Here is an 11,603-nt window from a genome sequence, read left to right as displayed (position 1 = left end):
TCACGCCCCCCATCCGGCCTGGGTGCCGCCCACGCGCTCGGCCTCGATCTTCTCCTGGTACCCGCTGGCCTTGTACGCGGCCATCGGGTCCGCCGGCAGACCGCGCGACTCGCGCCAGGCGGCCAGATCGGCGCGCACATCCGTGTTGAACGCATCCATGAAGACCGTGTTGGCCGCGAGCACGTCGTTGGCGCGCTGCGCCGCCACCAGTGCCTCGGTGTCCACGCGGAGTGCCTTGGCCGTCGCCTCCTGCACGTTGAGGACCGAGCGGATCTGGCCCGGGATCTTTGCCTCCAGGTTGTGGCACTGGTCGAGCATGAAGGCGACGTCCGGGTTGCCGTAGCCGCCGCCCTGGATGACCTCGAAGACGATCCGGAACAGCTGGAACGGGTCCGCCGCGCCGACGATCAGGTCGTCGTCGGCGTAGAAGCGGCTGTTGAAGTCGAACGAGCCGAGCTTCCCGAGGCGCAGCAGCTGCATCACGATGAACTCGATGTTCGTGCCCGGCGCGTGGTGGCCGGTGTCGAGGCAGACGAACGCGCGGTCGCCGAGCGCCGCGGTCTGCACGTAGCTCGTGCCCCAGTCCGGGACATCCGTGTGGTAGAACGCCGGCTCGAAGAACTTGTACTCCAGCACCAGCCGCTGGCCCTCCCCGATGCGCTCGTAGATCTTCTGGAGGGAGTCGGCCAGCCGGTCCTGCCGGGCCCGCATGGAGTCCTGGCCCGGGTAGTTGGTGCCGTCCGCCAGCCAGATCTTGAGGTCGCGCGAGCCGGTCTCGTTCATCACGTCGATGCACTCGAAGTGGTGGTCGATGGCCTTCTGCCGGATGCGGTCGTCGGAGTGCGTGACCGAGCCGAACTTGTAGTCGTCGTCCTGGAACGTGTTCGAGTTCACGGTTCCGAGCTCGACGCCGTTGTCCTCGGCGTGCTTCTTCAGGTCGGCGTAGGAGTCGACGCGGTCCCACGGGATGTGCAGCGCGACGGTCGGCGCGAGCCCGGTGTGCTTGTGCACCTGCGCCGCGTCCGAGATCTTCTCGAACGGGTCGCGGGCGGTGCCGGGGGTGCCGAACACCTTGAAGCGGGTGCCCGAGTTGCCGAACGCCCAGCTCGGCAGCTCGATCGCCTGCGCGGAGAGCAAGGGCGCTACTGAAGAGAAATCACTCATCGTCTGAATTGTCCATTCGTTGGCTTGCGAGGTTGAAGACTTCGATTAGTCGTATGAATCCCTGATCGGGTCGTTCGTCCATGCCGATGAAATAGCGTGCGGAGTCCGCTTCCCAGGCCGTCGCTATGGTCGAGGACGCAAGGTAGTCGGTCGACGCCTGGAGATCGTCGGTCTCGAAATAGCCGATCAGGAGGCCGTCGTTCCCGAGGAAGATCGAGTAGTTTCGGCGCCCGGACCGCGCGATCTCGTCGAGCATTTCCTGCGGTACCCGGGCGTGTCGGTGTCGATACTCTTCGATTAGTTCAGGGACGAGCTGGAGCTGGAAACAGATTCTTTCGCTCATCCTTTGACTCCACCGCCCAGCGCGAGCGACGACATGAAGGACCGTTGCGCAAGCAGAAATGCCAGATAGACCGGAATGGCGGTGAGCACCATTGCCGCGAACACGGGAGCGTAGCCGTAAATGAACTTCTTGGCCGCGAGGTCCGCAACACCGATCGGGAGTGTGAACAGTTCCGTGCTTCGAATTGCAACCAGTGCGTAGATGTACTCGTTCCATGCGGACATAAACGCGAGCACTGCGACGGTCGCCGCCGCCGGTCTGATCAGCGGAAGCATGATCAGCCGGAATGTCTGCCATGCGGTCGCCCGATCGATTTCGGCCGCCTCGGCATAAGAATCCGGCAACGTGTCGAAGTGGGTCTTCATCAGGTACACCCCGATCGGGAGCACCCCTGCCGCATACGGCCCGATGAGCCCGATGTAACTGTCCAGGATTCCGAGGTCCTTTGAGATCAGGAACACCGGTAGCAGTAAGACCGGAGCGGGAACTACCAGCACCCCAATGAAGACCAGGAACACCAGGTTGCTACCAGTAAACCGCAGCCTGGAGAATGCGTATCCGGCTCCTGCGCAGCATGCCACCGAGATCAGTACCACGGCCAGCGTGACGAGGACACTGTTCAGGAAATACTGGGGAAGTGGTGTCGTCTCGAACGCTTTCACATAGCCAGCGAACGAGGGGCTTTGCGGCAATCCCCAGGGATCACCGAGGATGTCCACATCCTTCCGAAACGACTGCACGACCAGCCAGATCAAAGGATAGATCGACAGCAGTGCGTAGGCCCAGGCTAGAACGCTTGCCGTCCGCGGAACGCGACGGTGACCCTTTCGCTTCGCTGGTGACGCAGTCGGGGCGATTGTCGGAGAAGCATGACTCATTGTTGTGTTCCTTGCCGGCCACTGCGGCGCGCGAGACGCCGAGAGATGAACTGAGGGATGACTGCGATCAGCACGAGAACGACGCCGACAAGAATCCCGACGGCGTTCGCATACCCGTATTCGTTGTTCACGAAGCCCTGTACGAAGATGAACAGCGTCGCAATCGTGGTGGAACTGATCGGGCCGCCTCTGGTCAGCAGGTATACGAGGTCGAACGAGCGGAAGAGTTGAATAGTGATCACGATCGCGGTGAGCACCACCGTCGGTCGGACCATCGGAAGCACGATACGGAACATCTTCGTGAAGTGCCCCGCGCCGTCGAGTTCCGCGGCCTCCAGGACGTCGGCTGGGAGTGTGATCATTGCTCCGAAAATGAGCAGCATCGCGAACGGGATTGTGACCCACGCCTGGACGAGCGACACGCTTCCGAGAGCCGTCGACTCACCGGTGAGCCAGGGACCCGCGAGCGCGTCGAGCCCCACCGCCCGAAGGGCCGAGTTCAATAGCCCATTCTCCGGCTCGAGAATGAACTGCCAGAGCAGAGCCGTGACGACTACCGGCATGATGTACGGCACCATGAAAAGGAGCTGCAGCACACGCCAGCCAGCGACCCGAAGGAAAAGAAAGTAGGCGAGAGAGAAGCCGACCACAATCGAGAAGGCGAGAACGATGGCCGCGAAAACCACGTTGCGGGCGAAAGCGGCATAGAGATCGGGGTCTTGGAGCGCGCGAAGGAAGTTTGCCGCACCGACAGGATCCATGTCGCCGAAACCCGAAGCGCTTGTGGTGCTATACACGCCGGCTGTGACGATCGGCCAGATGATGAAGAGAAGGAGTAGAGCGACTGCGGGCAACGCGAGCGTGAGGCCGAGGGCGTGCGACGTTCGGGCGCGTTGCGAACGAGACCGCGTCCCTTTACGTGGCAATGAGATGTCGTTTGTCGAAAGGGTAGTCGGTGCGGTCATCCCTTGTCTTTTCTGGTTTTGACGATTCATTCAGCGGACCTCAAACGGATCGGCGCGCTCGCCGGCCGGGTTCATAAGGGCACCCGGCCGGCGAGAGCGGTTACTTCTGGAAGAGATTCGTCGTCGCCTGCGCGGCCTGCTCAGGCGTGGTCTTGCCCAGGATGAGATTCGGAAGGACCTCGGTCAGGAACGTGGTGTTGCCCGCCGTGCTGAAGCTCGGCAGGTAGGTGCTGGAGTCGACGAACCCATCGCTGGCGGCTTTCAGGTAGGCCACCATCAACGGGTTGGACGAGTTGAGGTCGATATCCAGAGAGGGGATCGTGTACTGGGTTGTGGCTAGCGAAGTCTCCGTCGCCTTCGAGGTGAGGTACTTGGCGAAGGCGATGGCCGCCGAGGGATTCTTCGACTTTGCGCTCACGGCGATCACATTCGCGTTTCCTCCACCGAGAATGCGGTTCGGGGTCTTACCGTCCATCGCGGGAAGGACATAGGTGCCCAAGTTGAACTTGGCCCCCTGGGCTACCGACTGAAGGAAGTTCTCCGGAACGCTGACGAACTGAGCCGTCTTCTGCTGAAGGAACAGTGAAGTCTCGCCGGCGATATCGGTGGTGATCTGAGAGCTCGACCAGCACTTCGCGTCTGCCATCTTCTTGACGAGTTCAAACCCCTTCACGTATGCAGGATTGGAGGTGGAAAAGTCCGCGACTTTGTCTCCCTGCATCGTCTGGTCCCAGGCCAGGCGCGGCCACCAATCGATCCATGTCGATCCGGTGAGCGACATAGGGATGTATCCGGCGTCCGACAGCTTGGTGCAGTTGGAGAGCAGCTCGTCGAACGTTGCAGGTGGGGTAACGCCGACCTTGTCGAAAATGTCCTTGTTGTAGATCGACGCAACGCTGATTGCGTTGAACGGGACTCCCCAAGTTTCCTTGTTCGGAGCGGCAAGGCCTGCGTTCGCGCCGGTGAGCAGCGACTGGTTGAAGCTGTCTTTCCACGTCTTCGCGTCGCCGTCGTCCGGCGCGGTGGCAAGCGCGTCGTTCAGGTTGTAGAGCTGCTTCGCCTTCGTTAGTGCCACGAGTGACGGGCCCTGCGCCGCGAACACGTCCGGGAGGTCTCCACTCGACGCCAGGGTCTGAAGCTTTGTCGGGTATGAGTCGACGGCGGTGAAGTCCAAGTGGACTTTGACGTTCGGGTACTCCTTGGAGAACCCGTCGATGAGCTTCTGGTCGGCATAGGACCACCAGGTCGCGAAGGTGATGCTTCCCGAGATCTTCGACTTGTCGGTTTCAAGCTTTTGAGCGGAGGAGTTGTCGCCGGAAGAGGAGCAACCGGCCAGCGCGATGGCGGAGACTGCCAGCGCGGCTCCCGTCGCGAGTACGCGACGACGGGTAAGACGAAACATCTTTGTTCCTTTCGGGAGTGATTGCAGGGTGACCGAAGCGGCAGGGGGAAAATCTGTATCGTTTCAGGTCGTGCTCTCGAACGATAACCCAGTCGTTCCGCGTCTGCAAGTAGGCGGACCAGACGGCGCACTGTCGGACCCGCAGGAAAGGCTGCTTTCGAGGGTCCGACACCGTGGAACGGGCTCAGCGAGAACATCCGGGGCGTCATACACCAGAATGTCTTCAAGCCCGTAGTTCATGTTTGGAGCTAACCAAATGGCACGACCCCCTCGCCTACGTGACGTCGCAGAGCGCGCTGAGGTCTCCATCGCACTTGTATCAAGCTATCTGAACACCCCTCACCTCGTGGGAAAGAAGAGCGCGGTCAAGATCGCGCAAGCTATCGAGGATCTCCATTTCGTGCCCAACGAGTCTGCGCGCCAGTTGCGTCGAGGCGTGAGCAGAATGATCGCTTTCGTCGCGTTCGATGTCGGTGACCCGTTCTTTTCCTCGGTCGCTCGGGGAGCGCAGGCCCGAGCCTCCGAAGCGGGACTTTATCTGGTGCTCGCCGATACCAACGGCCACGCTGAGACCGAACGCGAGTATCTGGCTATGTTCGAGGAGCAGCGGGTCCGCGGCGTCATCCTCGCGCCGGCCCAGGACCCACGCGAATACCTGGCTAGTTTGCGGCGTAGCGGCGTTCCCGCGGTGTTGATCGACCAGCGGCCGCCGGATGGTCGATCATCCGCTGTCGTGGTCGACAACGTCCTCGGCGGCCGTGAGGCCGCCGAGCACTTGCTTGGGCTGGGCCGTCGGCGGATCGCCGTGCTGGGCGGCGAGGCGAGCATTCCGCAGGTTCTGGACCGACGGGCCGGTGTCGAGGCTGCCGTTGCTGGCGTGGAAGGCGCGTCCATGCTGGTGGTGGACACTCATGATCGTGACGCTGCGGCTGGCCGGGAGGCGGCCGTTCGCGTTCTGGCTCTGCCCAATCGGCCGGATGCTATCTTCTGCATCAACGACACGATCGCGGCAGGCGCGCTCCAGGTTCTCGCGGAGAACCGCGTGCGCGTGCCGGAAGATATCGCAGTCATCGGTTACAACGACACTGCGGAGCTTTCCGGCCTGTTCTCGCTCTCGTCTGTTTCGCAACCGCATGAGGCGTTCGGTGCAGCCGCGGTCGAGTTGCTTCTGGACGAGATCGGAGCGGACGCAGGTGCTCTCCGCCGCCAGATTGTATTCAGTCCCAAGCTCGTTGTGCGGCAAAGCTCCGCCGGCTGAAGCGGGGACTTGCGTCTAGTTGGCGAGCCTGTATCGTTTCAGGAATGAACTTACCCTCCCCTGACACTGCGGTCAGCTCCCACAGCAGCGCGATGCCGCGAATTCCGGCCCAGAACGCCTCCGTAGTGCTCCGTCATGGTGACATCGGTTTCCAGGACCAGTTCGGTGCGCGCGATGTCTGGGTGTTCGAGAGCGGCGGCGTGTACTACATGCATTACGACGCGGCAGGAGCGGACGGGTGGCTGGCTGCGCTCGCCACAAGCGAGGACGGCGTCCATTGGACCAAGCGCGGTGCCGTTCTCGACTTCGGCGCCTCGGGCTCTCAGGACTCCGCTTCCGCGTCATACGGCACGACCTACTTCGACGGTGATCGCTGGCACATGTTTTACCTCGGCACCCCGAACGCGACGGACGACGGCTTGAGAACTCCTTCGTTCCCGTATATGACGCTGAAAGCGGCTGCGACGGATCCCGCCGGTCCCTGGACGAAACAGCCGGGTGTCGTGCCGTTTAGAGCGACCGGCGGAACTTGGTATTCGGATACCGCCAGCCCGGGCGCCATCATTCGCCACGACGGCGAGTACATCATGTTCTTCAGCGCCGCGACGACGGACGACAACGGGCAGATCTGGCGAACGCTGGGCGTAGCCAGGACTGGTGACCTCGATGCGTCGTGGACCGTGGATCCCGAGCCACTCCTGCCCTTGGCAGAACAGATCGAGAACTCATCGCTCTATTTCGAGGAATCGACCGGACTCTGGTTCCTCTTCACCAATCACATCACCCACGATCCCGACGCGTCGCCCGTGCCGCCGCAAAACTCGGCTGAGTTCACGGATGCCGTCTGGGTGTACTGGTCATACGACCCGCTGGCGTTCTCCGCAGACCGTCGGGCGGTGGTGATCGATGCTCCAATTAGTGGCTGGTCGGCGAAAGTGATCGGGCTGCCGAGCGTGGTGCAGGTCGGAGATCGCCTAGCCATCTACTTCGATGGCTCCCCGAACGATGACATCAGCCACGGATACCGCGACATCGGGGTGGCCTGGCTCGAGCTGCCGTTGCGCATCCCGAACCCGTGACCTGACAATCATGGAAGTCGGGTCCCCTCGAGACGTCGCGTCCTCGCCGGCACGGGGGCGATCGCGCCCTCAAATCCGGGACGTCGCCCTGCGGGCTGGTGTCTCGACGGGAACCGTCTCCAACGTGCTGAACCGGGCAGAGATTGTCTCCCCAGAGGTTGTAGCGCGCGTGCGAGCTGCGATCGATGAGCTCGGATACGTCAGGAACGACGTCGCGCGCTGGCTCAGGGCCGGTGATAGCACGATTCTGGGTCTGATCGTTCCTGATGTCCGAAGCCCGTTCTTTGCGGAGATCGCGAGGGGTGTTCAGAGTTCGGCGACGGAACGCGGTTTGTCGATGCTGCTCGGCAGCAGTGACGGGAGCGTCGCCCTCGAGCAGGAGCACATCGCTACCTTCGCCCGCCAGCGGGTCCGCGGGTTGCTTATCACGCCGTTGGGTCGGGAGCACTCAGCGCTGAGCAGGTTTGCCACGAATGGTGCACCCGTCGTGCTCGTCGATGCGATTAGCGACGACGACGAGTTCAGCTGTGTTTATACGGACGATGCGATGGCCGGCCGGCTCGCGGCCGAGCACCTTATCGCTTCGGGGCGTTCCCGTCTCGCTTTCGTCGGAGGTCCCCTCGCCTTCCACCAGATAGCGGAGAGGCTTCGGGGGGCCAGTCAGGCCGTATCGCGGCATTCTGATGTGGGACTCGAGATCACCCTCGTAGAGGAGCCGACTCTTCGCGAAGGCCGCAGGATCGGCGATGCGCTTGTGAGCCAGTCGCGATCCAGACGGCCAGATGCAATTATGGCCGCCAATGATCTGGTAGCCATCGGTCTGATGCAAGCCCTGATCTCTGCGCCACGGGTTAGGGTCCCCGAGGATCTTGCGGTCATTGGCTTCGATGATGTCGAGCTCGCGCAGGCGAGCCCTGTGCCACTTACGTCGATCCGGCGCCACACCGACCTCGTAGCGTCGACGGCGGCGCGTCTCCTCGTCGCCGAGGCAGCGGACGCGAACGCAGCGACCCAACGGATCGTCATTTCTCCGGAACTCGTCATCCGTAGATCCACCTCGACGGCCGACCCAAGTGACCTGACTGACTCGCAGCCGTTGCTGTAAGTCCGCGCAGCCCGCGCTCTGAGGACCTATTTCGAGACGGTCACGAGGATCGGTTCGCTTGCCGTGGTTCCGGCAGCGTTCGAGAACTCGACCACATACTTATGCGTGCCAAGCGTACGGCCAGACACCTTGAGCTGAACATGCTGAGCCGCCGGCGTCTTGGCCGTGAGGTCGCCTTTCGAGATCTCGCGTCCGTCCTCGATGAACCGGTAGGAGGTCGCGTTGGTCCCCCACCACATGTCCGCTGTAATCACGTAGTTGCCATCGAGATCCCAGTTATCTTGGGACAGGACCGGCTTACCCGGGTTAGCATCCGTGACGTTGACAGTCACCGGCTTAGCTTCGGTGCTTCCGTGAGAGTTCACCAGCTTCCCAGTGAACACGTACGTACCGTTGGGAAGGCCTGTGATATCGAAGGCCGCGGATTGCGCATTCGGCGTCGACATGGTCAGTCGTTTCGATCCCACCGGTTTTCCATTCTGATAGAGCGTGAAGAGGCTCCCATTCGTGCCGTACCACAGGTTCATGGACACCGTGAAGCTGCCGTCTTGGAGGCCGGTGTCCCAGCCGTTATCCGTCGAGAGAATCGCGACGCCCGGCGCATTCGTTGCGCCATCGTTCGACTGCACTTCCGGTGTGGTCAATGGCGTCGTGGCCATAGAGCGACCGCTCTCACCGAGCGAGTTCATGGCGACGACTTCGACACTGACCGTCGTCGAGAACGGCAGGTTGGTGATGCTGCAGCCGTTTTCGGCGGCTGTGGCAGTGCACGCCACGGTGTCAGTGCCGGATAAGTACGCCGTGTATCCAGTGATGGCTTTGCCACCGTCGCTGCTCGGTGGCGCCCACGACACTGCAACTGTGTGGTCGCCAGTCAACGTAGTGGCTACCTCCTGCGGCGCTCCAGGCACCGTGTCAACGTCGGCGAATTGCACAGCGTCGATGAAGGCCGTCTCATCATCGGGCGATGTTCCTTTGAACGCGATGACGTGAGTTCCACCACCCGGCGTGAACGGACTGCTGACATACTGCGACCACGCGCTTCCCGAGGGCGTGATCGTCGACACCTTCGAGCCGTCGACGACGACATCAATGCTCTGGCCGTTTCCCGGTCGCTGGGTCGCCTGAAGGACGATCATGTAGGTCTTGCCCGCGAGGAATCCGTTGACCGTCTGGCCAAAGGTGCCCTGCCTCTGAACGAATCCTGCCTGGGTTCCGTCCGGTGCATTTGCCTGGCCGAACGGCGAGCCGTTCGCCGCGATGCCGTCACCGCTGCCATTTGCGCTCGGCGGGAAGCTCCAGGGCGACCCGGTCGCACCATAGGCGATCCCGGTGACTCGGGCTTGCTCGAAGCTGGGGTCTGCGAAGGCCACATCGGCGCTTGGCTCCGGCATTAATGCCAGTTGGACGTTGTCGATGAAGGCGGATTGGTCCGTCGACGCGGTGCCGCGCAGAGTCAGGGTATGCTCGCCGGCGGTTGCCAGGAAATTCGGGGATGCGTAACGGGTGTAGCTGGATGCGGTCGGCGACACCGAATCGATCAGCTTCCCGTCCCAAAGGATCTGGACCGTCTGAGTTTCGCCTCCACGACGGGCGATGTCGAACGAGACGCTGTACGGCACCCCGGGAACGAGGTCAGTCACCGTCTGGGCGATCGCGCCTTGGGACTGGATGAAAGCCGCTTGACCGCCCTGCGTGGCGTTCGGATTTCCGAAGGCGCTCCCATTGGCCACAATGCCGTCTCCCGCTGCGGTACTTCGAGGCGAGAACGACCAAGAGTTGTCTGCAGGTGCGTACTGATATCCGCCCACATAGGGCGACTCAAAGCTTCCGTTCTTGAGTCCACCAGAACTCGTTGACGGCTTCGCCTCATACATGAGCGAAGGAGACCAACTGGTCCAGTCATCAGCGCTGCTGACTCCAGCGAGCACGAACTCGATCGTGTCTCCCGCTGCGACGGCGACCTCCCCACCGACGTTCTTGCCTTCGACATCGTCGGCGTCGAGACGTGCGGATGCAATCGACGATCCATTGTGGAGGATCGAGGCGGTTACGGCTTGACCGTTCGCTTTGGTCTTGAAGGCGAGACTTCGGATTGCGAGCGTCCCTGACTGTGGTGCTGTCCAAACTCGCTCGGTGCCGGCTGTCTGCTCGAAGGCCGCGAGTTTGTGAGGTCCTCCGTCCGACCAGACTCCGCTGATGTGATCGCCTGCGGTGAATTGTGCATCCTTCCAGCTTCCAGGATCCCCCGCATCGTCGCCGGTCCGATACCGCCAGCCGCTTCCTCCCTGGTCCGACCCGAATTGGTCGGCGGAATAGCTCGGGACGACAGTATTGTCGGCCTGGACGTTATTGGCGTTGTCCGGCACCAGCGAATGGAAGTCAGTTGGCGGGCTCACGAACACGTCGTCTGCGACCAAGTTGTTCGTTATCGATCCGGTGAACGGCGCACCGCCCGGATTAAGGCGATAAAGCGAGCCTCCCCCGTTTCCGAAGAAGGTATTTCCTGCGACGACGTGGTTGGTGTTGTAATCAGCGATCCCGGAGCGCAGCGAGAGGTACTCCACTCCTGGGCCGGCGTTTCGCGCGATTAGATTGTTCTTGAGGGTGACGCCGTTCACGTAGAGTTCGTTGTCGATTCCGGTCTGGTCGTTCGAGCCGGTGTTCGGGACGTCGGAGATGACATTGTTTGCGAAGGTCACCCCATCGACTGCAACCAGGATGATACCCGCGGTGCCACCGTTGACGTGACAATCTCCGAGTCGCTTGAATGTTGAGTTCGTGACACGCAACCCCGTTACACCATCGAAACGCATGCCCTCGTTGCACAGCTCGGGATAGCCCGATCCGTCACCATCGCGCGCATCGACATTGTTCACCGAGACGTCCCGGACGAGATACGGCGCTGGCGCGCCCGGTGCCCCAGGGCTCCCGACCCGACCATCGCACGTGTCCACGTTCACGACATTGAGGTTGTTGTGACCAACGATGTTCTCGAAGTCGACGCCGGAGACGAAGTACGAGTCGCTAGCTACCGGGACGTCAAAGTCGCCTGTGACGGCGACGCCTCCGGACTGCCAGAGGTCAAGATCATTCGAGTGGCAGAAGAAATCTTGCGCACCTCCATCGACCCGCGACGATCCGATGCCGGAGATGTTATGCACCACGAGGTCAGAAAACTGAAGGGAATGATGGCCGTGGGCGAGCCAGGATAATCTGACCTGTATTGGGCGAGCACACCGGCTCCAGCATCACTCAGCTCAAGCCCGGACACGCTTAGGTAGCTCGGGTTCTGCAGCAAGACAATCGCCTTACCGGCTTGCCTTGCACCGGAGAGCACCGGGCGTTCGCCGGTTCCATAAGATCCGATCGTGATCCGAGCGTCGGCAGTGCCCTGACCGCTGAGGGT

9 protein-coding genes are annotated in these 11,603 nt (G+C 61.9%); 3 read left to right on the top strand and 6 right to left on the bottom strand.

The genetic code is table 11. The features are described from left to right. The 5 genes from rhaI to ACF1AJ_RS17635 all read right to left on the bottom strand — a co-directional run bounded on the left by rhaI (position 1) and on the right by ACF1AJ_RS17635 (position 4,752). A complete protein-coding gene (gene rhaI / locus ACF1AJ_RS17655) occupies positions 1-1,164 on the bottom strand; it encodes an L-rhamnose isomerase (RefSeq protein ID WP_391508533.1) in 1,164 nt (387 codons plus the stop codon). Then, the gene (locus ACF1AJ_RS17650; RefSeq protein ID WP_391508532.1) at positions 1,157-1,507 is read right to left on the bottom strand and encodes an L-rhamnose mutarotase; all 351 of its coding nucleotides are present in this window, start codon (positions 1,505-1,507) and stop codon (positions 1,157-1,159) included. The genes rhaI and ACF1AJ_RS17650 overlap by 8 nt, the downstream gene beginning before the upstream one ends. Next, the gene (locus ACF1AJ_RS17645) at positions 1,504-2,262 is read right to left on the bottom strand and encodes a carbohydrate ABC transporter permease (RefSeq protein WP_391508531.1); all 759 of its coding nucleotides are present in this window, start codon (positions 2,260-2,262) and stop codon (positions 1,504-1,506) included. Before ACF1AJ_RS17645 ends, ACF1AJ_RS17650 begins: the two co-directional genes overlap by 4 nt. Positions 2,263-2,381: 119 nt before the next feature. Beyond that, positions 2,382-3,350, bottom strand: a complete 969-nt coding sequence (locus ACF1AJ_RS17640) for a carbohydrate ABC transporter permease (RefSeq protein ID WP_391508530.1) — start codon at positions 3,348-3,350, stop codon at positions 2,382-2,384. Positions 3,351-3,450: 100 nt separating this feature from the next. Continuing rightward, a complete protein-coding gene (locus tag ACF1AJ_RS17635) occupies positions 3,451-4,752 on the bottom strand; it encodes an ABC transporter substrate-binding protein (protein ID WP_391508529.1) in 1,302 nt (433 codons plus the stop codon). 238 nt (positions 4,753-4,990) lie between these two features. Here ACF1AJ_RS17635 and ACF1AJ_RS17630 point away from each other — a divergent pair, with 238 nt between their 5' ends. The 3 genes from ACF1AJ_RS17630 to ACF1AJ_RS17620 all read left to right on the top strand — a co-directional run bounded on the left by ACF1AJ_RS17630 (position 4,991) and on the right by ACF1AJ_RS17620 (position 8,194). Then, positions 4,991-6,010: a LacI family DNA-binding transcriptional regulator gene (locus ACF1AJ_RS17630; RefSeq protein ID WP_391508528.1), complete on the top strand. Its 1,020-nt coding sequence runs from the start codon at positions 4,991-4,993 to the stop codon at positions 6,008-6,010. A gap of 44 nt (positions 6,011-6,054) precedes the next feature. After that, positions 6,055-7,089 carry a hypothetical protein gene (locus ACF1AJ_RS17625; protein WP_391508527.1) on the top strand — a complete coding sequence of 345 codons (1,035 nt, stop codon included), beginning with the start codon at positions 6,055-6,057 and terminating at the stop codon, positions 7,087-7,089. 73 nt (positions 7,090-7,162) lie between these two features. Next, positions 7,163-8,194 carry a LacI family DNA-binding transcriptional regulator gene (locus tag ACF1AJ_RS17620; RefSeq protein WP_391508784.1) on the top strand — a complete coding sequence of 344 codons (1,032 nt, stop codon included), beginning with the start codon at positions 7,163-7,165 and terminating at the stop codon, positions 8,192-8,194. Positions 8,195-8,220: 26 nt separating this feature from the next. Here the strand turns inward: ACF1AJ_RS17620 and ACF1AJ_RS17615 are convergent, their stop codons facing one another. Beyond that, the gene (locus ACF1AJ_RS17615) at positions 8,221-11,361 is read right to left on the bottom strand and encodes a fibronectin type III domain-containing protein (protein WP_391508526.1); all 3,141 of its coding nucleotides are present in this window, start codon (positions 11,359-11,361) and stop codon (positions 8,221-8,223) included. Between the last annotated feature and the right edge of the window lie 242 nt (positions 11,362-11,603).

This window comes from Leifsonia sp. NPDC014704, assembly GCF_043083605.1.
Lineage (GTDB): Bacteria > Actinomycetota > Actinomycetes > Actinomycetales > Microbacteriaceae > Leifsonia.
Note: the sequence above shows the minus strand (reverse complement) of the source record. Positions and strands in the feature narration are given on the sequence as shown.